At 40.6% G+C, this 23,753-nt stretch carries 22 protein-coding genes and 1 pseudogene; 11 read left to right on the top strand and 12 right to left on the bottom strand.

Features of this window, described 5'->3' with window-relative positions:
* The first annotated feature begins 92 nt into the window (after positions 1–92).
* Genes I1J71_RS01075 through I1J71_RS01050 form a run of 6 tightly spaced genes read left to right on the top strand, consistent with a single transcriptional unit; the run spans position 93 to position 3,782 of the window.
* A complete protein-coding gene (locus I1J71_RS01075) occupies positions 93–284 on the top strand; it encodes a hypothetical protein (protein WP_006146174.1) in 192 nt (63 codons plus the stop codon).
* A complete protein-coding gene (locus I1J71_RS01070) occupies positions 281–475 on the top strand; it encodes a hypothetical protein (RefSeq protein WP_004250555.1) in 195 nt (64 codons plus the stop codon). The genes I1J71_RS01075 and I1J71_RS01070 overlap by 4 nt, the downstream gene beginning before the upstream one ends.
* Positions 462–1,346, top strand: coding sequence for an ABC transporter ATP-binding protein (locus I1J71_RS01065; RefSeq protein WP_195183409.1), 885 nt, complete (start codon positions 462–464; stop codon positions 1,344–1,346). The genes I1J71_RS01070 and I1J71_RS01065 overlap by 14 nt, the downstream gene beginning before the upstream one ends.
* 1 nt (position 1,347) lies before the next feature.
* On the top strand, positions 1,348–2,085 hold the full coding sequence (locus I1J71_RS01060) for an ABC transporter permease (protein ID WP_195183408.1): 738 nt from the start codon (positions 1,348–1,350) through the stop codon (positions 2,083–2,085).
* Positions 2,085–3,182, top strand: a complete 1,098-nt coding sequence (locus I1J71_RS01055) for a sensor histidine kinase (protein WP_195183407.1) — start codon at positions 2,085–2,087, stop codon at positions 3,180–3,182. Before I1J71_RS01060 ends, I1J71_RS01055 begins: the two co-directional genes overlap by 1 nt.
* On the top strand, positions 3,183–3,782 hold the full coding sequence (locus I1J71_RS01050) for a response regulator transcription factor (RefSeq protein ID WP_195183406.1): 600 nt from the start codon (positions 3,183–3,185) through the stop codon (positions 3,780–3,782).
* Positions 3,783–3,842: 60 nt separating this feature from the next.
* Here I1J71_RS01050 and I1J71_RS01045 read toward each other — a convergent pair whose 3' ends face one another.
* The 9 genes and pseudogenes from I1J71_RS01045 to I1J71_RS01005 all read right to left on the bottom strand — a co-directional run bounded on the left by I1J71_RS01045 (position 3,843) and on the right by I1J71_RS01005 (position 14,910).
* Entirely contained in the window at positions 3,843–5,417 is a 1,575-nt protein-coding gene (locus I1J71_RS01045; RefSeq protein ID WP_195183405.1) for a hypothetical protein, read from the bottom strand.
* A 70-nt stretch (positions 5,418–5,487) separates the two neighbouring features.
* Positions 5,488–6,708 (bottom strand): DNA cytosine methyltransferase, encoded by a 1,221-nt coding sequence (locus I1J71_RS01040; RefSeq protein ID WP_195183404.1) that lies wholly within the window; start codon positions 6,706–6,708, stop codon positions 5,488–5,490.
* 250 nt (positions 6,709–6,958) lie between these two features.
* The gene (locus I1J71_RS01035) at positions 6,959–7,984 is read right to left on the bottom strand and encodes a DUF4435 domain-containing protein (RefSeq protein WP_195183403.1); all 1,026 of its coding nucleotides are present in this window, start codon (positions 7,982–7,984) and stop codon (positions 6,959–6,961) included.
* Complete coding sequence (locus I1J71_RS01030; protein ID WP_195183402.1) at positions 7,971–9,416, bottom strand: AAA family ATPase; 1,446 nt, start codon at positions 9,414–9,416, stop codon at positions 7,971–7,973. The genes I1J71_RS01035 and I1J71_RS01030 overlap by 14 nt, the downstream gene beginning before the upstream one ends.
* Positions 9,417–9,476: 60 nt before the next feature.
* The gene (locus I1J71_RS01025) at positions 9,477–12,128 is read right to left on the bottom strand and encodes a valine--tRNA ligase (protein WP_195183401.1); all 2,652 of its coding nucleotides are present in this window, start codon (positions 12,126–12,128) and stop codon (positions 9,477–9,479) included.
* Positions 12,129–12,140: 12 nt separating this feature from the next.
* Positions 12,141–13,103, bottom strand: coding sequence for a ribosome-binding factor A (locus tag I1J71_RS01020; protein WP_195183400.1), 963 nt, complete (start codon positions 13,101–13,103; stop codon positions 12,141–12,143).
* Positions 13,100–13,663, bottom strand: coding sequence for a GNAT family N-acetyltransferase (locus I1J71_RS01015; RefSeq protein ID WP_195183489.1), 564 nt, complete (start codon positions 13,661–13,663; stop codon positions 13,100–13,102). The genes I1J71_RS01020 and I1J71_RS01015 overlap by 4 nt, the downstream gene beginning before the upstream one ends.
* Positions 13,664–14,227 (bottom strand): annotated as a pseudogene (locus I1J71_RS01010) (flavin reductase family protein); the annotation flags it as partial.
* Between the two features lie 287 nt (positions 14,228–14,514).
* Positions 14,515–14,910, bottom strand: a complete 396-nt coding sequence (locus I1J71_RS01005; RefSeq protein ID WP_004250587.1) for a helix-hairpin-helix domain-containing protein — start codon at positions 14,908–14,910, stop codon at positions 14,515–14,517.
* A gap of 213 nt (positions 14,911–15,123) precedes the next feature.
* On the opposite strand from I1J71_RS01005, the gene I1J71_RS01000 reads away from it, so the two are divergent.
* The 5 genes from I1J71_RS01000 to I1J71_RS00980 all read left to right on the top strand — a co-directional run bounded on the left by I1J71_RS01000 (position 15,124) and on the right by I1J71_RS00980 (position 21,325).
* The gene (locus tag I1J71_RS01000; RefSeq protein WP_195183399.1) at positions 15,124–15,876 is read left to right on the top strand and encodes an isoprenyl transferase; all 753 of its coding nucleotides are present in this window, start codon (positions 15,124–15,126) and stop codon (positions 15,874–15,876) included.
* 9 nt (positions 15,877–15,885) lie between these two features.
* Positions 15,886–16,689, top strand: coding sequence for a phosphatidate cytidylyltransferase (locus I1J71_RS00995; RefSeq protein ID WP_195183398.1), 804 nt, complete (start codon positions 15,886–15,888; stop codon positions 16,687–16,689).
* A gap of 21 nt (positions 16,690–16,710) precedes the next feature.
* Positions 16,711–17,967 carry an RIP metalloprotease RseP gene (gene rseP / locus I1J71_RS00990; RefSeq protein WP_195183397.1) on the top strand — a complete coding sequence of 419 codons (1,257 nt, stop codon included), beginning with the start codon at positions 16,711–16,713 and terminating at the stop codon, positions 17,965–17,967.
* A gap of 16 nt (positions 17,968–17,983) precedes the next feature.
* Entirely contained in the window at positions 17,984–19,837 is a 1,854-nt protein-coding gene (locus tag I1J71_RS00985; RefSeq protein ID WP_195183396.1) for a proline--tRNA ligase, read from the top strand.
* 108 nt (positions 19,838–19,945) lie between these two features.
* Positions 19,946–21,325 (top strand): glycoside hydrolase family 1 protein, encoded by a 1,380-nt coding sequence (locus tag I1J71_RS00980; protein ID WP_195183395.1) that lies wholly within the window; start codon positions 19,946–19,948, stop codon positions 21,323–21,325.
* Positions 21,326–21,404: 79 nt separating this feature from the next.
* Here I1J71_RS00980 and I1J71_RS00975 read toward each other — a convergent pair whose 3' ends face one another.
* Genes I1J71_RS00975 through I1J71_RS00965 form a run of 3 tightly spaced genes read right to left on the bottom strand, consistent with a single transcriptional unit; the run spans position 21,405 to position 23,736 of the window.
* A complete protein-coding gene (locus I1J71_RS00975) occupies positions 21,405–22,079 on the bottom strand; it encodes a rhomboid family intramembrane serine protease (protein WP_195183394.1) in 675 nt (224 codons plus the stop codon).
* Complete coding sequence (locus I1J71_RS00970; RefSeq protein ID WP_195183393.1) at positions 22,063–22,602, bottom strand: 5-formyltetrahydrofolate cyclo-ligase; 540 nt, start codon at positions 22,600–22,602, stop codon at positions 22,063–22,065. The genes I1J71_RS00975 and I1J71_RS00970 overlap by 17 nt, the downstream gene beginning before the upstream one ends.
* Before the next feature lie 3 nt (positions 22,603–22,605).
* Positions 22,606–23,736, bottom strand: a complete 1,131-nt coding sequence (locus tag I1J71_RS00965; RefSeq protein ID WP_195183488.1) for an N-acetyldiaminopimelate deacetylase — start codon at positions 23,734–23,736, stop codon at positions 22,606–22,608.
* Between the last annotated feature and the right edge of the window lie 17 nt (positions 23,737–23,753).

Genomic DNA, 23,753 nt, shown 5'->3' with positions numbered 1-23,753 from the left:
GTGACATTTGTCATATTTCCTCATGACAGAAGCTTCTAGTGATTCTACCTTCAAAGAATTATACTAGATGTATCAAATGGAGGAAGAAAAAAATGAAACATAAAGTAATTGTCGCAATGAGTTTAGTAGCAGCAGGAGTCATGACTTATCTCATGTTCTCAGGATTGGATGAAGGCTTCTATCATTTTCCTTGGGAGCTATTTGCAGGTTTTGGAATCATGTCTTGGTTGATCCGAGAAGGTTTGAAATTGGTCTCAGATGTGAAAAAGGAGTTTGAAAAATGAAAAAAGCGATTCTCTATCTTTTTATTGGACTATCACTAGTGGTATGGTTGGTCGAAATGTTTACAGGTTGGTTTGATCAAGCCTTCCTTCATCAAGTCATTCGCGGTGCCTGGGGTCTAGGATTTATGATTTTTATCGCCTTTCCGATGGGAAAGGAGTGGCTGAAAGGAGAATATCATGAACATGATTAAGGTAGAAAGCCTAAATAAAAACATCAAGGGCAAGGCTATTTTGAAGGATATTTCCTTTGAGGTAGCTGAAGGTGAATGCGTCGCCTTGATTGGGCCCAATGGTGCTGGAAAGACAACACTCTTGGACTGTTTGCTTGGAGATAAACTGGTCACTAGCGGTCAAGTATCCATCCAAGGCTTGCCAGTGACGAGCTCTCAGTTAGACTATATTAGAAGCTACCTGCCTCAAGAAAATGTCATCGTTCAGAAATTAAAGGTCAAAGAGTTGATTGCATTCTTTCAAAGCATTTACCCAAATTTTTTGAGCAACCAGGAAATCGATCAGCTATTGCAGTTTGACCCGCAACAAAAAGAACAATTCGCAGAAAAATTGTCAGGTGGGCAAAAGCGTCTCTTCTCTTTTGTCTTGACCTTGATTGGCCGACCAAAGCTTGTCTTTTTGGATGAACCTACTGCAGCCATGGATACCTCAACTCGTCAACGTTTTTGGGAAATTGTTCAGGAGCTAAAAGCTCAGGGAGTTACCATTCTCTATTCGTCCCATTATATCGAAGAGGTAGAGCATACAGCGGACCGAATCTTGGTCTTAAATAAGGGAGAGTTGATTCGTGATACGACACCTCTAGCCATGCGCAGTGAGGAGATTGAAAAGCACTTCATCCTACCTCTGGCTTACAAGAAAGTCATTGAGCAGTCTAACTTGGTTGAAAACTGGTCACAAAAACAAGATGCTTTGCAAGTAGTCACACGTGAAGCGGATGCTTTTTGGCAACTGTTAGTGCAAGCAGGGTGTAGGATTCAAGAAATTGAAGTCAATAATCGTAGCTTGTTGGATACAATCTTTGAAGAAACACAAAAGGGAGATGACTAAGATGAAACGATGGATTGCACTAAACAAGATAGAATTTCTATTGACCAAACGTCAATTAGTCTATTATCTATTATCCGTAGGGATGCCGACGGCCTTCTATTTATTCTTTTCAGGCATGTACCAGGACACACCAGATGGGCCAGCAAATTTTATGCGCGACTACCTCATCTCTATGACAGCTTTTTCTATGATGTCAACAGCTATGTTTTCATTCCCAGCTGTTTTACATACCGATAAAATCAACAACTGGCAGAAAACATTGCGCCATACTCCAGTAAATATGGTAGAATATTATCTATCAAAGATAACAAGTATGATGGTTGATTATTTGGTCTCAATCCTGGTTGTTTTCTCAGTTGGGCACTTGGTCAGAGGTGTAGATATGCCTCTAGGAAGCTGGATTGGGGCTGCGTTCTTGCTGATAGTAGGAAGTATTGCCTTTGTAGCGCTTGGCTTGACCTTGACACTCTTGCCTTCTAGTCAGCTGATGTCTGTCGTGGGCAATCTTCTCTATCTAGGCTTGGCTGTGTTAGGCGGACTCTGGATACCCATCTCTTTATTTCCAGACTGGATGCAAGCAATCGGGAAGTGTCTGCCAACCTACCAGTTGATGGAGTTGCTCAAGACCTTCTTAAACGAGGGTGGCATCAATTTATCAGCCACAGTTTATCTACTTGTTTTTTCAACAGTTTTGTTTGGTTTGACCATTTACCTTCAAGGTCATAAGGAGAATGCTTAATGCTTGAAAGACTAAAAAGCATACACTATATGTTTTTGGCCAGTTTGATTTTTATGGTTTTCCCTATCCTCTCTGCAGTAGTTGGGGAAATTCCTAGCTGGCATTTACTAGTTGATATTCTATTTGTGGTGGCTTATTTAGGCGTTTTAACAACCAAGAGTCAGCGCTTATCCTGGCTCTTTTGGTTCATCATGTTAGCTTATGTGGCTGGAAATACCGTCTTTATTTATGGGAACTATGTGTGGTTCTTCTTTTTCCTTTCCAATCTCTTAATTTATCATTTTGGTGTACGTAGTTTAAAGTCTTTTCATGTCTGGACTTTTCTCCTTGTTCAAGTGCTTGTTGTGGGCCAACTTTTGATTATTCAGAGAATCGAAGTTGAGTTTCTATTCTATCTACTTGTAATTCTTGCTTTTGTCGATTTAATGACATTTGGTATGGTTCGGATTCGGATTGTGGAGGATTTGAAAGAAGCTCAGGCCAAGCAAAATGCCCAGATAAATCTATTGCTAGCTGAAAATGAACGCAGTCGTATCGGTCAAGATTTGCATGATAGTCTGGGACACACTTTTGCTATGCTGAGTGTCAAGACAGATTTAGCCTTGCAATTATTTCAGATGCAGGCCTATCCACAGGTGGAGAAGGAATTAAAAGAAATTCACCAGATCAGCAAAGATTCCATGAATGAAGTGCGAACCATTGTGGAAAATCTGAAATCACGGACCCTAGCTTCAGAACTTGAGACTGTTAAGAAGATGCTGGAAATTGCTGGGATTGAGGTCGAGGTTGAGAATCAATTGGACAAGGCTAGTTTGACCCAAGATGTAGAGTCGACAGCCGCTATGATTTTGTTAGAACTTGCGACCAATATCATCAAGCATGCCAGCGCTGAAAAAGCCTATCTAAAACTGGAACGTACAGATCAGGAATTGCTCCTGACAGTTAGAGATGACGGGAAAGGATTTGTCACTGTAAAAGGAAATGAACTCCATACAGTCCGTGACCGTGCAGCAGCCTTCTCAGGTCAAGTAGAGCTGGTTAGTTTGAAAGATCCCACAGAGGTGCGTGTGCATCTGCCTTATAAGGAGAGAAAGTAGATGAAAGTATTAGTCGCAGAAGATCAAAGTATGCTTAGAGATGCCATGTGCCAGCTCTTGAGCTTTCAACCAGATGTGGAGGCTGTCTTGCAGGCAAAAAATGGAGCCGAGGCTATCGAGGTTTTGAGGAAAGAAGCAGTAGATATTGCCATCCTTGACGTCGAAATGCCAGTCAAGACAGGACTAGAAGCGCTCGAGTGGATCAAACAAGAAGTACCTGAAACAAAGGTGGTTATCGTTACGACCTTTAAACGTCCAGGCTATTTTGAACGAGCTGTCAAAGTAGGAGTAGACGCCTATGTCTTGAAAGAACGAAGCATCGCCGAGCTCATGCAAACTCTGCATACGGTGTTAGAGGGACGCAAGGAATATTCTCCAGAGCTGATGGAAGTCATGATGACCCATCCCAATCCCTTGACTGAGCAAGAAATCGCTGTTCTACATGGAGTAGCCCAAGGTCTCTCCAACCAAGAAATTGCAGATAAGCTCTACCTCTCAAACGGCACCGTCCGTAATTACATGACCAATATCCTCTCCAAACTAGGCGCAAGCAACCGAACCGAAGCAGCTAAAACTGCCGAAGAAGAAGGATGGTTGTGAGGGGGAGAAAGAAAAAATCTCTTAGAAATGGATCTAAGAGATTTTTTGTGCTATTCAGAGCTATTTTGCTACCCAGCCGATGGCATCACTTGGTGGGTTTTCGGTATCAATCCAGATGAATTCAATCCCGATTTCCCCGTTTTTAAACTTGGTCAATCGAATTCCGTTGATTTCTAGTTCATTGAGTCTTTGACCTGTCAAAACTTCTCGTTCCTTCAACTGGAAAACACCACGCAAGATCCAATTCCCAAGAATTTCTTGCTTATCAGTTGACTGAATCGCCTTTCCGGCTTCTTGATTGATATAGGCGTTGATGACATCACCTGAAGGTAAAAAGCGTAGTTTAAAGGTTCTTTCTTCTTTGGATAGTGCTAGTTTTTTAGTGTCAGGTTCAAAAGTCCCAAATCCAGGACCAAAGAAGTCTGGCCTTTCGTCGTGGAAATTTTTGGAGTCAGGTAGGGGAATGTAAACTTCACTAACTGGACGATAGACGAGTTGTTCAATTTCTTTTATGAGTTTTTTATTGCCAGTATTGTGGACGAAGTTAATCAAGTCCTCACGAATCGCCTTCATCTGAGCTTTTTCATCCCTGCTGGTCCACTTTTTCAAGAGGATTTCTTCTAAGGAGAAGGTCACAAAAGCTAGTTCTTCTGGAGCTAGACTGTTCTTAAATTTATCCTGAATCTTTAGAATCCGTGGCAGACGATCTTTTTTGGCTAGTTTTGAACCACCGTTAAAGGCATTAAAACCAGAGTTTTCTTCTACATTTCCATGTTTGTCTGTGATTACCCAAGACACCGTTTCTAAGATATCGGATTGTTGCTTTTCAGCTGTTAGCAAATGAAGATTTTCAAAGAGAGAAAAAGGATCTTCGATGTAATGGACATCCCAAGTGTCTACAACAATGTCTTTATTGTTAAAAGTCATGTGGAGTTGGCTGTCAGCTGCCGTGTACTTGTAGTGGTGTTGTCCATCCGTAAATCGAAAATTAGTAGGATTGTTTTTGGTAGTTGATCCTTCAATGACCAGATTATCAATATCAACTGGTAAATAAGATGTTTCACCAACAAAAATCTTAGGATTTTCTCCTTTTGGTGTTGGCATAAGGACGTGATAAACAGCTTCAACATTGACCGAGTCAGAGTTGAATCCCTTGATTTGCGCCTTGGAAGATTCGATTCTCTGATTTCTTAAGGTCGCAATCTTTCGTGCTAACTCTTCATATCGTTGATAGTTTTCCTTGTCTGCAGCCTCTTTATCAGCTGAAATATCCGCATGAAACTTGATGTCACCCAATAAGTCCGTCCAAGATTGAGAATCTTTCTTGAACTGGGCAATTTTTTGGTCTCCTGAATTAATCCCAAAAGACTTGATACCCACTAGGTATTTATGATTTTCATCCACAATGACGGAAGCATCATAGGAAGTATTGGCGATATCTTCCCCAACGGCATTAAAGGCTTTTTGAAAAACAGTCTCCTGAAATTTGGAGTTGACGATAGGAGCGACAGATTGTTCTGTTTGTCCCTCGTCTTCGGATTCTGCCTTTTGAGAGAAAGCTTGGCTCAAGCTAGCGAAGTTGGTAATTAAGGTTTTGTATTTGTCTTTTTGTTCAGACTTTAGATGTTCCCACATAAGCGCCCTCTTTTCTATTTTCAGTATATCAAAAGAAGATTAGTTTTTCACTAATCCTCTTATATATTCGTTAATTAATACTGTAAAATTCGAGTTTGCCTTGTTTTTTTACAAGTCTCAAATACTCTTCATCTGACAGAACCGCTAAACCATCGTCATAAGCCTTGATTTTTTCAAGAGCTTGCTCATAGCTATCTACAAAGTCCTTGACATAGGATTGCCCTTCAAATTGACCGTTCATTTTGGTGTAGATAATGGCAATTTTTCCTGACCGATCAAGTTGAGATTGCCCTTGACTCTCGTTCAAGGCCTTGGCAACATTCTTCGCGATGCGTTTAATCACGGGAACGACTACGCTGTTTCCAGCCTGCTTGTAGAGCTGACCGTTAGAAACCCCCTCTGGGATTTTAAAGGATTTAGGGTAGCCTTGTACATTGAAGGTTTCCTTCGGTGTCAGCTTACGAATCTCACCACTGTCCGTCAAAATCAATGGAACGTTATGTCCACCTGTTCCCATATTTGCTGTTAGGGTAGGTACGACGCCGTTTTTATTTTCACGGACATATTGACGGCGCCACTGGTAGACCGTATCTTGACTAGTCACTTCAAACTTCAACTGGTCGTAGAAATTTTGCTTGCCTTCACGATAGTAGTAGACTTCGTCTAGCTTATCGCCAAAGCTAATCACATCCTGAAGGGTAGTAGTCAGTTTGATTTCCTCTGGGAATTCAAACAAGTCATAAGCTTCCTTGGTATCAAAACCAACAATGTAAATCCGCTCACGGTTTTGTGGGATATTTCCATAATCTTTTCCGTTGAGAACCTTCCACTTGATAAAGTAGTTATTCTCCGTCAAGGCTTCACGAATGACCTTGAAGGTATTGCCATGGTCATGACCGACCATGTTCTTGACGTTTTCGATGAAAATAGCCCGAGGTTTACGCCCTTCAATCATGCGAAGCAACTCAAAGAAAAGATCGCCACGGTCATCATCAAAGCCCTTGCGATAACCCGCAATACTAAAGGCTTGGCAAGGGAAACCTCCCATAATCACATCCACGCGCTCAGCTGGAATATCCTCTGGCTGAACATCGTGAATATCACGACCATCCAAATAGGTATCTGGATGGTTTAACTGATAAGTCTGACGCGCATACTTATCAAATTCATTGGCATACACCACTCTGAACTCGTTGGTCTGTTCAAATCCCAACTCAATTCCCCCAACACCTGAGAAAAAGGCTGCAATGTTGTACTTCTCAGGTCGGTTCGAACTTACAGAATTTGTCATGTAGTAACCTGCTTTCTAAAAACTTATCATTTAGTGTAAAATCTTGTTAAAAAGTAATGATTTTCAAAATATATTGTATTCTTTTTTGTTGTAAACTTGTATCTAAAATTTATATAATCAACTTATATACTAAGTTTAGCTTTATGAGCAATAATGTCCGTTATGAATTACTTTAAATAATTATTAAATTAAGATCTTTAGTAAAACATATACATTTGTTAACGACTTTATTTTATATTATTAAAAAATATTAATTGGATATTTTTTCTTCAAAATAAGATAACAAACTAGGAGAAGTAATTGCATGCTTTGCTAGATGAGACAATAATGTTTTTTCAGGAGAATTTAAAGATAAATTTGTTTTACATCCGTAAGAAAATTCTATTTGTCTAAGAAAATTAACTAAAAATTTGAAATCTTCTTTTCCTCTAAAAAAGTAATTAATATCAAAAGATTCCGTTTGTTTATAACACTGGATAAATCTTTTAATATCTCTTTTTTTACTCTTAAAAAGATTTAATAGATCTATGAAATGACTAACATCATTACCTTCATTTTTTAACTTACGTATTTTTTTTTCTAACTGAAATTCATAACGTGTAATTAAATAGTCAATATCTATATCATATAATGGTTTTCCATCGATACCCGCATTAATAAGTTCTATAGAAAAATCTTTTATGATTATACAATTAATAATATTGAATTCTTCAAATTTCAACTGAAAATTATATTTTATGCACAACATGCTGAATAAATTATAGTCAGTTAATTTAACAATAAAACTCTGGTGCAATTTTTCATATTTAGATACTAGTTCATCAAACTCTGCACTTCCTCGATTGTATCCAATTTCTTCCTCTATAATTCGCTCAATGACTTCAGAGGAAGTATAAAAATTCTCTATTGAATAAAAATCAGTTTGATAGACTCCTTCATAACAAGGTTGCAATGGACCTACATTATCGTAATCTTTATCTATAAAAAATAATAATTGATTTTTAGGAATCAATGATTCTTCTCTACAAATTTTTTGATGTATTTTTAAAACTTCACTTTTCCCACCACATTCATACTGATTACACAAAGGATAGCTTTTCAACAAACTATAATGAACCTCTTTAAATTTATTAAAGTAATAGAATCTATCATAACCTTCAAAAAAGAAATGATAGGTATCCATATTCTTATTTTTTCTTTGAGAAAAATCAAGCCATGCAGATGCCGCATTTTTAGATTTTTCTCTCATCTCCTCTGCTCGACTATTCTTCGTCATAATTCTTATCTCCACTAAAAACTTCAAAATCAGAAACATTATCAAATAGGTTTTCAAATATGAAAGGAGAATGTGTCACTGCAACTAGAAAGAATAAGGAATTAGAGTTGGAGATGTCTACTAGGAATTCTTTTTGCCATTCAATTGACAATGACAACTCTGGTTCATCAAATAATACAATAGTTTCTTTATCTTCTAATAGTATTTTTGAAAAAATAGATACCAATTGTTTTTCACCAGAAGATAGTTGATTTAATTCAATTTTTTTCTTCTCTCTGGAATAAATAGCTATGTCTAAAGAGGACTGATCGTAAACAAACTCTTTGTTAATGAAGTATTTGTTTACGACATCAACAAATCGTTTAATTCTATTATCTATATCACTTAATTTTGAATAATTTTCCAAAATTTTGTTTAATAGATTCATAAGATACTTATCTTTATCCTCTGATAAACCATCTTTTTCAAATTTATCTATAATAATATCAATTGTTCTCTTTTCAACTTTACTCCCTAAACGACTCAATGCAATTCTAACTGTTTCGGAATCAGATTTTTTAAGTTCTGAAAATTCAAAAGCATTGTCAGTAGTATATTCATTTAACAAACCTGTTGTCATTTGTTCATAGTTTTGGCTTGTAACTGTTTTTATACCATATAAAATATTATCAATCTGTTTTTTTACATCTTCCATTCCAAAATTTATCAAATTTTCTTTTATTTCTTCACGGAATGGCAGGTCGGTAATATCATTGCTTGCAAAAATCTCTTCTTCAATTCGCCTATAAGTTGGGAAGTACAATATTTTTTTATCTTTTTTAAAAGCCTCTATTCTACTAACAAAAGTTTTAAAAGGATTCTCATACTCACCATTATGTGAATGAGTTAGATGAGAATCGTCATAAATAGCTGCTAGAGAATACAAAAAATAATTATAGGGAATCCTATTATTAATCCTATTTTTCTTATACAGACTCTCATGATTTAACTTTTTAAAATCGGTCGCATTTTTCACGTCATGAATAATTGATTCATCTATATCTTTCATCCATCGTTCATACACAACATTGTTACCATATAATTGTTTCTGTTTAAGCACCCTATGGAAATCTAATTCACCTCTGCGATTAATATCATTAAACTTCCATAATGAATACTTCAAATAAATCTCATCCTCATTAGGGAAATCAATGTAATCCATTACTTCCTCTTTTGAGAATTCAATTATCTCATTGTCATTAAATTCAATAGAGATTTTTGTAAAATCAATTTTTTTAAGTTCAACATAGTTACCACTTAGTAAATAGTATAAAATATTTAAAACAGTAGTCTTACCAACACCATTCTCTCCTACAAAAATATTAACAGCATTATTAAAATGTATACTTACCGTCTTAGAATCATGTAACCCTTGTATTTTAAAGCTTCTCATATAAACCTCCATTCGCCCTATTATACCACACAAACACGGCATTACACCGTGTTTTTGTGTTTATTTCACCAACTTCTTCATCTCATCAATACGTGCGACAGTCGCGTCGTATTTCGCTTGATAGTCGGCTTGTTTGTCGCGTTCTTTTTGGACGACTTCTGGTTTAGCATTGGCTACGAAGCGTTCGTTAGAGAGCTTCTTGCCGACCATATCCAGTTCTTTTTGCCATTTAGCCAGTTCCTTGTCGAGACGAGCCAGTTCTTCTTCGACATTGAGGAGGTCTGCCAGTGGCAAGTAGATTTCTGCTCCTGTGATGACGCTTGACATAGCGAGTTCAGGTGCAGGGATGTTTGATGCGATTTCCAAGTGTTCTGGATTTGTGAAGCGTTTGATGTAGTTGACATTGCTGTTAAAGAAAGATTCCAAGTCGCTATCGCTAGTCTTAACAAGGATCGTGATTGGCTTGCTTGGTGCTACGTTCACTTCTGCACGCGCATTACGAACAGCACGGATCAAGTCTTTGAGGCTTTCGACACCAGTATGAGCCGCAAGGTCTTCAAAGGCTGGGTTGACAGTTGGGTATTCTGCTGTAACAATAGAACCTTCTGAGATTTGTCCAAAGATTTCCTCTGTCACAAATGGCATGATTGGGTGAAGGAGACGAAGGATCTTGTCCAAAGTGTAAAGGAGAACAGAACGTGTGATAACTTTCTCTTCTTCGTTATCGCTATAAAGGACTTCCTTAGTCAACTCAACATACCAGTCCGCAAACTCATCCCAGATGAAGTTGTAGAGGATGTGACCAGCCACACCGAATTCAAACTTGTCAAAGTTTTCAGTGACTTTTCCAATAGTTTCGTTGAGGTTGTGGAGAATCCAACGGTCTGTCACGTTTCCTGCTTGACCAGCAGCCACTTTAGCCACATTTTCACGCGCCGCATCCAGGGTCAAGCCTTCATTGTTCATGAGGATATAGCGAGAGATGTTCCAGATCTTGTTAATGAAGTTCCATGAAGCATCCATTTTCTCGTAAGAGAAGCGTACGTCTTGCCCTGGCGCAGAACCGTTCGAAAGGAACCAACGAAGGGCATCGGCACCATATTTCTCGATGACATCCATCGGGTCAATCCCGTTACCGAGAGATTTAGACATCTTGCGTCCTTGCTCATCGCGGATAAGACCGTGGATTAGAACGTTTTGGAATGGCTGACGTCCAGTGAATTCCAAGGATTGGAAGATCATACGAGACACCCAGAAGAAGATGATGTCGTAACCTGTTACCAAGGTTGAGGTTGGGAAGTAACGTTTGAAGTCTTCTGAGTCAACATCAGGCCAGCCCATGGTAGAGAATGGCCAAAGGGCAGAACTGAACCACGTATCCAAGACGTCTTCGTCCTGAGTCCATCCGTCGCCTTCTGGAGCTTCTTCACCGACGTACATTTCACCCTCAGCATTGTACCAGGCAGGGATTTGGTGACCCCACCAGAGCTGACGAGAAATAACCCAATCGTGGACATTTTCCATCCATTGAAGGAAGGTATCGTTGAAACGAGGTGGGTAGAATTCTACTTTGTCGTCTGTATCTTGGTTTGCGATAGCATTTTTAGCCAATTGGTCCATCTTCACGAACCATTGCGTAGACAAGCGTGGTTCAACCATAACTCCTGTACGCTCTGAGTGACCAACTGAGTGGGTCATCTTCTCAATCTTAACAAGCGCACCGATTTCTTCTAACTTCTTGATAACAGCCTTACGAGCTTCAAAACGGTCCATGCCGTTGAATTCACCAGCCAATTCATTCATGGTACCATCATCGTTCATGACGTTGACTTGTGGCAAGTTATGACGTTGACCAACCAAGAAGTCGTTAGGGTCATGGGCAGGAGTGATTTTCACCACACCAGTACCGAATTCAGGGTCTGCGTGTTCGTCCCCAACAATTGGGATTGGCTTGTTCAAGATTGGTAAGATAACATTTTGACCAATCAAATCTTTATAACGGTCATCATGTGGGTTAACCGCTACGGCTGTATCCCCAAACATGGTTTCAGGACGTGTTGTTGCCACTTCAAGGGCACGTGAACCATCTTCCAACATGTAGTTCATGTGGTAGAAGGCACCTTCCACATCCTTGTGGATCACCTCGATATCAGAAAGGGCTGTACGAGCTTTTGGATCCCAGTTGATGATAAATTCACCACGGTAAATCCAGCCCTTCTTGTAAAGCTCTACAAAGACCTTACGAACAGCTTTTGATAGACCTTCGTCAAGGGTGAAACGCTCACGAGAATAGTCTACAGAGAGCCCCATCTTGCCCCATTGTTCCTTGATAGTCGTCGCATATTCGTCTTTCCATTCCCAGACTTTCTCAAGGAATTTTTCACGACCCAGATCATAACGAGAGATGCCATCTTCAGCCAAACGCGCTTCTACTTTAGCTTGAGTGGCAATCCCAGCATGGTCCATCCCTGGAAGCCAAAGCGTATCGAAACCTTGCATCCGTTTTTGACGGATGATGATATCTTGCAAAGTAGTATCCCAAGCGTGGCCAAGGTGAAGTTTACCAGTTACATTTGGTGGTGGAATGACGATAGAATAAGGCTTAGCCTTTTGATCGCCTGAAGGCTTGAAAACATCGGCATCAAGCCATTTTTGATAACGACCAGCCTCAACCTCGGCTGGATTGTATTTAGGTGAAAGTTCTTTAGACATGTGTGTTCTCCTTTAATTACTTTTATTGATAATTTTAACCAAACCAATTTTTGAAAGTTCAATATAAATCTCTTCAATTTCAGCAAATGCTGCAAGTGGTGACATAGTATAATTTCCAGGATTATATTTGAGATCGTACTTGCTTATCTTTGAAATATAATACCTAGAGTGTTTCAATTTTAATGATTCCAACTTTGATTTAATATCTACTAATGTATTATGGTTTAACTTTAAAAACAATTTATTATAATTACCATAGAGCTCTGTGAGAGCATTAAAGTATTCTTTCACTAGAGCTATAGCATCAATCTTAGATGTCTTTTGATTTAGTTTTATCAACTCCGCTTTCAATTTTTTCCATTTAAAGTTGGAATTTAAAAGATAATCTAAATCAATATAGAAATCGATTATAACAGTTTCATCATCTGGGCTAATAGCTTTTACTTCATTTATTGGCAAGTCAATATGTTGTGAATAATTCCTCAATGAATGACAAAATCGATAAGCAAAATTGGTATCATACTGATAGCTTGCAAAACCATGTATACAATCAAACTCCTCACTATCCTTGGAATATTTTTGTTTAATTTGGTTTTCATTAAAATCGACAAACAATTTTCCACTGGATAATAAATGAATCATGAAACGATTTACGTCTGCTTCTTCAATTTCTAATTCCTTTGACTCAAGTTTATTCTTAATACTTAAAAAATCTGAGACATCTGAAATAAACAATTCGAACATATTCTTGATTTTTTGAAAATCCTTTTGAATCTCAAAAATTTGGTTCGAGACTGACATTATTTCTTTGGTTGGTTCAATATCAGAGATGATAATACGTTTTTCATTGTTGTTAATTTCTAAATAAGCTAATCGCTCGATAATATCACTATCATTTAATTCAGCGTACTCCACATCAATTTGACGTAACTGTTCCTCAGATAAAGAGCTTATTTCCTCTTTTACATCGCTCATCTTATTCCTTCCCACTCACTCTTCAGCAAGCCGTATCTCAAATCATCACAGCGATTGCCTTGGGCATCTTTGCGGTCTCTTATGCGAGCTTCAAGGGTGAAACCAAGTTTCTCAGCGACTCGTTGACTTTGGACATTGTAACCAAAGCAAGACAATTCTACCTTGTGAAGCCCCAGTTCTTTAAAAGCTAGGTCAATCAAGGCACGCGCTGCTTCGGGCACATAGCCTTGGCCCCAATAGTCTGGGTGCAAGGTATAGCCAATCTCCAGCACATCATCTTCGTGGCGATGGTTGAAATCAACAGAGCCGATGATTTTATCAGTCCCTTTGACCACAATTCCATAGCCTGCTGGGAGATTGTCCTTTTCATTACGCTCGGGAAGGATATGCTTTAGGTAATAGACCTCGTCTTCCAAGATCTTGACAGGTGGAAAACCTGCTGGGTAAGAAACTTCTGGGAGACTGGCGTATGCATGAATATCCTCTGCATCCGCTACTGTACGGACTCGCAAGACCAGTCGCTCCGTTTCGATTCGTTCTGGCAGTTCAGCTCTTGTCATTCTTTTTTTCGCTTTCTTAATAAAGCTTCCCATGAGATCGACTCGGTCATCTAGATAACGGTAAACGCGCTGATGGCCGTCCCCCATAAAGTAAGTCGGCGCAAAGCGGTCATTTTTAAAATGGCCCTTGTCATCTAAGAGCTCTGGATCAGCCAGTCGCTCGAGAATCTTGGCAAAAATATGACAGATGCCATCTTCCTCGATAATCCGATCAACCTGGCAATCCAAAACGACTGGACAGGCCTCCAAAATCGGAGCCTGAGTTCGTTCAGAAATCTCGTAGTCAAGCCCTAGGTGTTTCAATTTCTCCCGATGGCTGATAAAGCCAGCCTGTTCCATCTCAAGCATGAGGTTTTCGTCAGGGATATTCACAGTGAACTGTTGATAATGCTTAATCTGGTCAGCCGCATTTTCCTCAGCACCAACCCCGATGACTAGCCAATCGCCAAGGCTATAAGAGGAACTGCAGGTCGTGATATTGTGCCCAAAGTTCTGGTCCTGATAGCCTAAAATGAAGATAGGAAAACCATAGTAGAGCTTACTTGTTTTAAAAGATTGTTTCATGACAACCTCCTTTGGCTAGGGGTGCAAAATAAAAATCGCCCCTGTCATCAATCTGACAGGGACGAATGTGTTTAATCCGCGGTACCACCCAATTTCGGGCAGATGCCCGCATCTCTCGTCTTTAAAACAAAAAGACATTATTATTTCATTGTTATCCATTAGCAACCAGTTTTGACACATTTGTGGACTTCTCAGCACCGCCACTTTCTGTAAAATGTGGGACTCAAAACACCTCTAATGGCTTTATTTTAACAAGTTTTTGACGGAAATGCAAGGGACAAGAAAGATTACTTGAACTTGATGCCGTTTTCTTTTAATTTCTTGATAGTAGCTGGACCGATTCCTTTCAAGGCAAGGAGTTCTTTTTCTGTCCAGTTTTTGAAGTCAGCAGCAGACTTGATCCCTTCATCGTAGAAAGTTTTAGCACGGTCAAGTGGAAGTCCACCTAGGTCAGCTGCGAAATCTTCAACAGAAGTTGTAAGCTTGTGGGCTTGCTCTTTAGTTGCTTCTACAGCTTTTTCTACTTGCTTAGAGACAGCTTTTCCTGCTTCACTTGCTGCTTTTTCAGCATGCTTCACAACTTTTTTTGTTTCTTCGACAACCTTGTTTACAGCATTTGAAAGTGCACCTGAACGACGAAGGCTGTTTCTTAATTGTTTTTTACGTTGTAGTTTTTTTGACATGATAAGATCCTTTCAATAAAAAACCCCTGTGATTGAACAAGGATAAATCTTTATGTTTTATTGTATCAACTTTCTTTGGGAAATGCAAGGCTTGTTAGTTTAGAAAGATAGGAGTCCTATAGGGAATTCCGCCTTAGAATAAGAGAATATGATAGAAGAAAAGCGAAAAATATGGTATAATGAAACGATAGATTTTTGAATAGGAATACAATCATGTTTGGATTTTTAAAAAAAGATAAAGTAACAGAAACACCAGCAGTGGTGCCAGCACATATCGGAGTTATCATGGATGGCAATGGTCGTTGGGCTAAAAAACGGATGCAGCCACGTGTCTTTGGTCATAAGGCTGGGATGGATGCTCTGAGAACGGTAGCTATTGCTGCTAGTGATATGGGTGTCAAGGCTATGACTGTCTATGCCTTCTCTACTGAAAATTGGACACGTCCAGACCAGGAAGTCAAGTTTATCATGAACTTGCCTGTTGAATTTTATGATAAGTATGTCCCCGAATTGCACCAAAAGAACATGAAGATCCAAATGATTGGGGAAACCGATCGCTTGCCAAAACAAACTTTTGAATCTTTGAAAAAAGCGGAAGAGTTGACCAAGTTGAATACAGGTTTGATTCTTAACTTTGCCCTTAATTACGGTGGACGAGCTGAGATTACACAAGCGGTCAAGTTGATTGCGCAGGATGTTTTGGATGCCAAGGTGAATCCAGACGATATTACAGAAGAGTTGATTGGGGAATACCTCTTTACTGGACATTTGCCTAAGGTCTTGCGTGATCCGGACTTAATTATCCGAACTAGTGGGGAGCTTCGCTTGAGCAATTTCTTGCCTTGGCAAGCAGCTTATAGTGAACTTTATTTCACAGATGTTTTGTGGCCTGACTTTGATGAGGAAGCTTTGAAAGAAGCTATTGCAGAGTATAATCGCCGCAATCGTCGATTTGGAGGAGTTTAGGAAGAAGTTATGAAAAAGGATTTATTAAAGAGAACCATATTTGCCGCTCTGGCCTTAGCAATCTTTATCCCGCTCTTGGTGATTGGTGGGCTTTGGTTACAGATTGCTATGGGACTTCTAGCTATGCTAGGGGTGCACGAGTTGCTTCAGATGAAAGGGTTAAACACCATGACACCTGAGGGTTTGCTGACCTTGTTAGCGACTTTTGCACTGACAATCCCCCTAGAAAACTACTTGACATTTTTACCTGTAGATGGGAATGTTGTCGCATATGGTGTTGTGATTTTTATCATGTTAGGTTGCACTGTTTTTAGCAAGAATTACACCATTGAGGATGCTGTATACCCGATTGCCATGAGTTTCTATGTTGGTTTTGGCTTTAATGCTTTAGTGGATGCTCGAATCGCAGGTTTGGATAAAGCCCTCTTGGCCCTCTGTATCGTATGGGCAACTGATAGTGGTGCTTACTTGGTCGGAATGAATTTCGGTAAGAGAAGATTGGCTCCGAGAGTCTCTCCGAACAAATCAATCGAGGGAGCCTTTGGTGGAATTTTAGCTGCCATGCTTGTCACTCTTATCTTTATGTTAGTGGATAGTACGGTTGCCCTTCCTTACGGCATTTACAAAATGATGCTCTTTGCTATTTTCTTTAGTATTGCAGGGCAATTGGGTGACTTGATTGAGAGTGCTATGAAACGCCATTTTGGTGTCAAGGATTCGGGCTTCTTTATCCCAGGCCATGGTGGAGTACTGGATCGCTTTGACTCTATGTTGGCTGTTTTCCCTATTATGCACCTCTTTGGCTTATTTTAAGGAAAGGTGAACAAATATTAAATGTTAGGATTATTAACCTTTATCCTTGTTTTTGGAATTATCGTGGTGGTTCACGAGTTCGGCCATTTCTACTTTGCTAAGAAGTCTGGAATTCTGGTTCGTGAATTTGCCATTGGTATGGGTCCGAAAATCTTTGCCCATATCGGGAAAGACGGGACTGCTTACACGATTCGTCTCCTACCGCTTGGTGGTTATGTCCGCATGGCAGGTTGGGGAGAGGATACCACAGAGATTAAGACAGGAACTCCTGTTAGTTTGACCTTGGCCGAAGATGGTAAGGTGAAGCGCATCAATCTTTCTGGTAAGAAGGTCGACCAAACGGCTCTTCCTATGCAGGTAACCCAGTTTGACTTTGAGGATAAACTCTTTATCACAGGTCTGGTTTTGGAAGAGGAAAAAACTTTCTCCGTAGACCATGATGCGACCATTGTAGAAGCTGATGGGACGGAAGTTCGTATCGCTCCGCTAGATGTTCAGTATCAAAATGCGACTGTCTGGGGCAAGTTGATTACCAACTTTGCAGGTCCTATGAATAACTTTATTCTAGGAGTCATCGTTTTTTGGATTTTGATTTTCATGCAAGGTGGCGTTCGTGATACACAAAGTAATAACTTTAGTATCATCCCTGATAGCGCGATTACAAAGGTCGGTGTTGAAAATACGGCCCAAATCACTAAAGTCGGTTCACACGAAATCAGTAACTGGCAAGATTTGATTCAGGCAGTTGAAGCAGAGACCAAGGACAAAACAGCACCTGTTTTGGATGTGACAATCTCTGAAAATGGGACTGACAAACAAGTTAGTGTGACACCTGAGGAAAGCCAAGGGCGTTATATTCTAGGTGTTCAGCCGAGACTCAAATCGGATATCTGGTCTATGTTTGTAGGTGGATTCACATCTGCAGCGGACTCAGCCTTGCGCATTCTTAATGCCTTGAAAAACTTGATTTTCCAGCCTGACTTGAATAAATTGGGTGGACCTGTTGCTATCTTTAAGGCAAGTAGTGATGCTGCTAAAAATGGTCTTGAGAATGTTTTGTTCTTCTTGGCTATGATTTCCATCAATATCGGGATTTTCAACTTGATTCCTATCCCGGCACTAGACGGTGGAAAAATCGTGCTCAACATCATTGAAGCAATTCGCCGTAAACCGCTGAAACAAGAAATTGAAACCTATGTTACTCTAGTTGGAGTTGTGATTATGGTTGTCTTGATGATCGCCGTGACTTGGAACGACATCATGCGTACCTTCTTTTAAGAATTAGAGGAAAAATATGAAACAAAGTAAAATGCTTATTCCAACGCTTCGCGAAATGCCAAGCGATGCTCAAGTTATCAGCCACGCACTTATGTTGCGTGCTGGTTATGTTCGTCAAGTATCAGCAGGTGTTTATTCTTACCTACCACTTGCTAACCGTGTTATCGAAAAAGCCAAGAACATCATGCGTCAAGAGTTTGATAAGATGGGTGCTGTTGAAATGTTGGCTCCTGCCCTTCTCAGTGCTGACCTTTGGCGTGAATCTGGCCGTTATGAAACCTACGGTGAAGACTTGTACAAATTGAAAAATCGTGAGAAGTCAGACTTTATCTTAGGTCCAACTCACGAAGAAACGTTTACAGCGATTGTCCGTGATTCTGTCAAGTCTTACAAGCAATTGCCGCTGAACCTCTACCAAATCCAGCCTAAGTATCGTGATGAAAAACGTCCACGTAATGGACTTCTTCGGACCCGTGAGTTCATCATGAAAGATGGCTACAGCTTCCACGCTAACTACGATAGCTTGGATGTAACCTATGATGAGTACAAGGCGGCTTACGAGCGTATCTTTACTCGTAGTGGCTTGGACTTCAAAGCCATCATCGGTGACGGTGGAGCTATGGGTGGTAAGGATAGCCAAGAATTTATGGCCATCACACCTGCTCGTACAGACCTTGACCGTTGGGTTGTTTTAGACAAGTCTGTCGCATCATTTGATGAGATTCCTGTAGATGTACAGAAAGAAATCAAGGCAGAATTGCTCAAATGGATGGTTTCTGGTGAAGATACCATTGCCTACTCAAGTGAGTCAAGCTATGCAGCTAACTTGGAAATGGCAACTAACGCCTACAAACCAAGCAACCGTGTTGTAACTGAAGACCAATTAGCTCGAGTGGAAACACCAGGTGTTAAATCGATTGATGAAGTTGCTGCTTTCTTGAATGTCTCTGAAGAGCAAACAATCAAGACCTTGGTTTATATCGCAGACGAGGAGCCAGTTGTTGCCCTACTCGTTGGCAATGACCAACTCAATGAAGTCAAATTGAAAAACTACCTTGGTGCAGACTTCTTAGAACCTGCAACCGAGGCGGAAGTGAAAGAATTATTGGGAGCGGACTTTGGTTCACTTGGCCCAGTCAATCTTCCAGAAAATGTTAAAATCATCGCTGACCGCAAGGTCCAAGATAGTCGCAATGCTGTTGCAGGTGCTAACGAAGATGGTTACCACTTAACTGGTGTCAACCCAGGTCGTGACTTCACTGCTGAGTATGTCGATATCCGTGAAGTTCGTGAGGGTGAAATCTCTCCAGATGGACAAGGTGTGCTCAACTTTGCACGTGGTATCGAGATTGGTCACATTTTCAAACTTGGGACTCGCTACTCAGCAAGTATGGGAGCAGATGTCTTGGATGAAAATGGTCGTGCTGTGCCAATCATCATGGGATGTTATGGTATCGGTGTTAGTCGTCTCCTTTCAGCAGTTATGGAGCAACACGCTCGCCTCTTTGTTAACAAAACTCCAAAAGGTGAATACCGTTACGCTTGGGGAATCAACTTCCCTAAAGAATTGGCGCCATTTGATGTGCACTTGATTCCAGTTAACGTCAAGGATGAAGCAAGCCTTGCATTGACAGATCGTATCGAAGAAGCCTTGGTCAACAAAGGCTACGAAGTCTTGACGGATGACCGTAACGAACGTGTCGGTGTTAAATTCAGTGACAGCGACTTGATTGGTCTTCCAATCCGTATCACTGTCGGTAAAAAAGCAGCTGATGGCATCGTAGAAGTCAAGATCAAGGCGACTGGTGATACGATTGAAGTTCACGCAGATAGCTTGCTTGAAACCCTTGAAATCCTAACAAATAAATAAAATCTATAATCAGAAGAAAAACAAGACAAAAATGTAACTAGTTTTTGCCTTGTTTTTTCTTTATAATGAGAGAAAGTAAACATTAAAATCGTAAAAAGAGGTAGAGCTATGCTAAAATTTCCAAAGGATTTTGTCTGGGGTTCCTCAACTTCTGGGCCACAGACAGAAGGGCGAGTGCCTGGTGACGGAAAGGGAGATAATCTCTGGGATTATTGGTACCAAGTAGAACCAAATCGCTACTATAATGGGATTGGACCAGACAAAACATCGACCTTCTATGAAAATTGGGAAAAAGATATCGAACTATTGTTAGAAACAGGGCATACAGCCTTTCGGACCTCTATCCAGTGGTCTCGTATTTTCCCACAAGGGCGTGGAGAAGTCAATCCTCAAGGGGTGGCTTTCTACCGTCAGGTATTTGAAGCCATCAAGGCTAAGGGCATTCGTCTTTTAGTCAATCTCTATCACTTTGACTTGCCTTTCGCCCTTCAAGAAGATGGGGATGGTTGGGAAAATAAAGCAACTATTAAGGCTTATGAAGACTATGCTCGTTTCTGTTTTGAGACCTACGGTGACCTTGTGGACCAATGGATTACCTTCAATGAGCCTATCGTTCCTGTAGAGTTTGGCTATTTCTATGATGCCCATTATCCTCATAAGGTAGATGCCAAAGCAGCGGTTCAGGTAGCCTACAACACCCAGCTAGCAAGCACTCTTGCGGTGAAGGCCTGCCATGAGGTTTTGCCTGATTCTAAGATTGGGATTGTCCTCAACTTGACTCCGGCTTATCCACGTAGTCAGCATCCTGCGGATGTCAAAGCTGCACGCATTGCTGATCTATTTCAAGCTCAATCTTTTCTAGATCCATCTGTCTTGGGAACTTATCCAGAAGAATTGGTGGAGATTTTAGCTGAGCATGATTTACTGCCAGATTCTACAGCTGAGGAGTTGGAACTTATTCGTGAGCACACAGTAGATTTTCTTGGAGTCAACTACTACCAGCCTTTGCGTGTCATGGCGCCGCGTTTTGCTAAGCATCCTGATAGTCCGCTCTTGCCAGAGCATTTCTATGAACATTACGTCATGCCTGGTCGTAAGATCAATCCCCACCGTGGTTGGGAAATCTACGAGCAAGGAATTTATGACATTGCTCAAAACATCAAGGAAAACTATGGGAATATTGAGTGGATGCTGACCGAGAATGGGATGGGTGTTGAAGGTGAGGATAAATTCCGTGAGAATGGAATGATTCAGGATGATTACCGTATTGACTTTGTCAAAGGGCATCTGGCTGAACTTCATCGCGCCATTGAAGACGGTGCTAACTGTAAAGGCTACTTAATCTGGACCTTTATCGATTGCTGGTCATGGCTCAACAGCTATAAAAACCGCTATGGTTTGGTCGAGCTTGACTTAGAAACACAAGAACGCCGCTTGAAAAAATCAGGCCACTGGTTCAAAGAACTCAGTGACAATAATGGATTTTAAGCTACTTTTCAAATAGATTCAAAAAAACCATTGGAAATGAACTTCTCAATTTGAGAACTTCCAATGGTTTTTCTTGTTCTTAGAATAGTCCGATAAAAAGTAGTAGAGCTGATAAAGCAATAAAAGCTAGGGTTGCAAGACCACGTTGGCCTGGGCTGTAAATCTTTCGTTCTCCTCGAACTGGGAAGACGATAGCCAGTAATGCACCCCCGACAGCACCCCCGACATGCCCAGCAAGGCTGATACCAGGCATTAAAACGCTACCTACTAGGTTGATGACTAAGAGGGAGAGGTAAGATTGACCAAGTTGTTGGAGATAGGGATTGCGTGAAGCATATCGGAGAACAACAATAGAGGCAAACATACCGTAGAGGGCAGTTGAAGCACCTGCAGTAATAGCATTGGGACTAAAAACTAGGACAAAGAGATTTCCCATCATACCTGATAGAAGGTAGATAAAGAAAAACTGTTTGGAGCCAAAGATTTGCTCCATCTGACGTCCCAAAAAGTAGAGGGATAGCATATTGACTAAAAAGTGCTGCAAGCCAATGTGGACAAAGGTTGCGGAGAATAAGCGCCAGATTTGTTCAGGCATGGCCTTGATAGCAGGGGGATACACAGCTCCGAATTTATATAAGGTGGCTGCGCTGGTATAGTTGAAACCACTGGTTAGAAACATGAGTACAAAAACCAGGGTTGTCACGAGTAGAAAGAAGCTCGTGACAGGATAACGACGATCAAAAATTTCTTTCATAGATGAGTACCTCCTCAATAGGAATATCGTAGTGCTCAGGTTGAAAATTCTGAATCTGACATGGATAAATCGTACTAATAGTAGGACCTGGGAAATGCTCCAAGTAGCGGTCGTAATAGCCACCACCGTAGCCAATTCGATAACTAGAAGGATTGAAAGCTAAACCAGGAACATGGATCAAGTCAATCTGAGACGGCTCAAAGACAATAGTTTTCCCCTGTGGTTCAAGAAGTCCAAAAGAATTTCTTTCGAGTTTCTCTGGTTCATATAGAACAAAGTCCATTTTCCCATGTGGATAGGTTTTGGGAATGAGGATAGTTTTCCCATCTTTTTGAGCTTCTTCAATGAGTCTAGCTGTCTGAAATTCATGAGGAAAAGACAGGTAAGTGGCGATGTTTTTTGCTTCCTTGTAGAAGGGATGTAGAAGTAGTTGCTCAGTCAACCAAGCGCCCATGACTTCCTTTTCTTCTTTAGAAAGAGCTTTGAGTTCTTGCAAGACCTGCTTGCGTAAGCTTTTTTTCATAGTTTACTCCGCAGCTTTCTTTGCTAAGAAGCTTGATACAGCTTCGACACCAATTGCCAGAGCTTCTTCTTTAGGACTCATCTGTGGATGGTGAAGAGCATAGGGACTATCAATACCTAGCCAGAACATAACCCCAGGAACCTTGGAGAGAAGATAACCAAAGTCCTCTCCTGTCATGGCAGGCTCGATATCGATGAGTTCAATTCCCTCTTTTTCATCAAAGAAGGTCATCAATTCCTGAGCTAATTCAGGGTTGTTTTCGACAGGTAGGTAACCTCCCTGCTTGAGTTCAACTTCCACATCCATATCAAAAGCAGCTGCGACACCTTCAGCGATGGCTTTGACACGCTTTTGAACTAAGAGACTCATGCTATGTGTGAGAGCTCGAATGGTTCCATGCAAGAAAGCTGTATCAGCGATGACATTATTGGTTGTTCCAGCTTGAAAGACACCGAAAGTGACGACAGCTCCCTCGATAGGATCGACATTACGGCTGACAACTGACTGAACTTGAGTGACAAAATAGCTAGCTGCAACCAGAGCGTCGTTTGCTTGATGTGGAAAGGCAGCGTGACCACCTTTACCCTTGAAGCGAATCTTGACTTCGCAAGTTCCTGCAAAGAGTGTATGGGTATTGGTCGCAATCTGACCAACCTTTAGGTCTGGACGGACATGAAGCCCATAGAATTGGTCAGGCAACCAGTCGCCAAAGGCCCCATCTTCATACATGAGCATGCCACCTGCTTCATTTTCCTCGGCAGGCTGGAAGAGAAAGAGGAGATTGTTTTTAGGTTGGTTTTCTAGAGCACGTTCGAGACTTCCTAGGGCAATGGTCATGTGAAAATCATGCCCACAAGCATGCATACGGTCTGGGTGCTGAGAGGCAAAGGCAAGACCTGTTTGTTCAAGGATTGGGAGTCCGTCGATATCTGTCCGCCAACCGATGGTACGTTCTGGCTGACTTCCCTGTAAATACACTAAAATACCTGTTCGCCAAGTGCGAATTTGAACAAAATCCTTACCAGCTGTTAATTTCTCAATGACATTGAGCAAATAAGCTTGAGTCTTGACTTCTTCTAAACCGATCTCAGGGATTTGGTGAAGATCGCGTCGAGTCTGAATCAAATCTAACATATCTAACATATCTAATT

The organism is Streptococcus infantis (assembly GCF_015546995.1).
Taxonomy (GTDB): Bacteria; Bacillota; Bacilli; order Lactobacillales; family Streptococcaceae; genus Streptococcus; species Streptococcus infantis_J.
This window is presented reverse-complemented; position numbering and strand designations above follow the sequence as displayed.

Excerpts from the sequence above, each read along its gene's own strand:
- I1J71_RS00975 (WP_195183394.1), bottom strand. The coding sequence starts at position 22,079 with ATGAAAGAAATTTTTGATCGTCGTTATCCTGTCACGAGCTTCTTTCTA.
- I1J71_RS00965 (WP_195183488.1), bottom strand. The coding sequence starts at position 23,736 with ATGTTAGATTTGATTCAGACTCGACGCGATCTTCACCAAATCCCTGAG.
- I1J71_RS01060 (WP_195183408.1), top strand. The coding sequence starts at position 1,348 with ATGAAACGATGGATTGCACTAAACAAGATAGAATTTCTATTGACCAAA.
- I1J71_RS01000 (WP_195183399.1), top strand. The coding sequence starts at position 15,124 with ATGTTTGGATTTTTAAAAAAAGATAAAGTAACAGAAACACCAGCAGTG.
- I1J71_RS01070 (WP_004250555.1), top strand. The coding sequence starts at position 281 with ATGAAAAAAGCGATTCTCTATCTTTTTATTGGACTATCACTAGTGGTA.
- I1J71_RS01075 (WP_006146174.1), top strand. The coding sequence starts at position 93 with ATGAAACATAAAGTAATTGTCGCAATGAGTTTAGTAGCAGCAGGAGTC.
- I1J71_RS01030 (WP_195183402.1), bottom strand. The coding sequence starts at position 9,416 with ATGAGAAGCTTTAAAATACAAGGGTTACATGATTCTAAGACGGTAAGT.
- I1J71_RS01050 (WP_195183406.1), top strand. The coding sequence starts at position 3,183 with ATGAAAGTATTAGTCGCAGAAGATCAAAGTATGCTTAGAGATGCCATG.
- I1J71_RS00995 (WP_195183398.1), top strand. The coding sequence starts at position 15,886 with ATGAAAAAGGATTTATTAAAGAGAACCATATTTGCCGCTCTGGCCTTA.
- I1J71_RS01005 (WP_004250587.1), bottom strand. The coding sequence starts at position 14,910 with ATGTCAAAAAAACTACAACGTAAAAAACAATTAAGAAACAGCCTTCGT.
- I1J71_RS01015 (WP_195183489.1), bottom strand. The coding sequence starts at position 13,663 with ATGACAAGAGCTGAACTGCCAGAACGAATCGAAACGGAGCGACTGGTC.
- I1J71_RS00970 (WP_195183393.1), bottom strand. The coding sequence starts at position 22,602 with ATGAAAAAAAGCTTACGCAAGCAGGTCTTGCAAGAACTCAAAGCTCTT.
- I1J71_RS01020 (WP_195183400.1), bottom strand. The coding sequence starts at position 13,103 with ATGAGCGATGTAAAAGAGGAAATAAGCTCTTTATCTGAGGAACAGTTA.
- I1J71_RS00980 (WP_195183395.1), top strand. The coding sequence starts at position 19,946 with ATGCTAAAATTTCCAAAGGATTTTGTCTGGGGTTCCTCAACTTCTGGG.
- I1J71_RS01025 (WP_195183401.1), bottom strand. The coding sequence starts at position 12,128 with ATGTCTAAAGAACTTTCACCTAAATACAATCCAGCCGAGGTTGAGGCT.
- I1J71_RS01040 (WP_195183404.1), bottom strand. The coding sequence starts at position 6,708 with ATGACAAATTCTGTAAGTTCGAACCGACCTGAGAAGTACAACATTGCA.
- I1J71_RS01065 (WP_195183409.1), top strand. The coding sequence starts at position 462 with ATGAACATGATTAAGGTAGAAAGCCTAAATAAAAACATCAAGGGCAAG.
- I1J71_RS01055 (WP_195183407.1), top strand. The coding sequence starts at position 2,085 with ATGCTTGAAAGACTAAAAAGCATACACTATATGTTTTTGGCCAGTTTG.
- I1J71_RS01035 (WP_195183403.1), bottom strand. The coding sequence starts at position 7,984 with ATGACGAAGAATAGTCGAGCAGAGGAGATGAGAGAAAAATCTAAAAAT.
- rseP (WP_195183397.1), top strand. The coding sequence starts at position 16,711 with ATGTTAGGATTATTAACCTTTATCCTTGTTTTTGGAATTATCGTGGTG.
- I1J71_RS01045 (WP_195183405.1), bottom strand. The coding sequence starts at position 5,417 with ATGTGGGAACATCTAAAGTCTGAACAAAAAGACAAATACAAAACCTTA.
- I1J71_RS00985 (WP_195183396.1), top strand. The coding sequence starts at position 17,984 with ATGAAACAAAGTAAAATGCTTATTCCAACGCTTCGCGAAATGCCAAGC.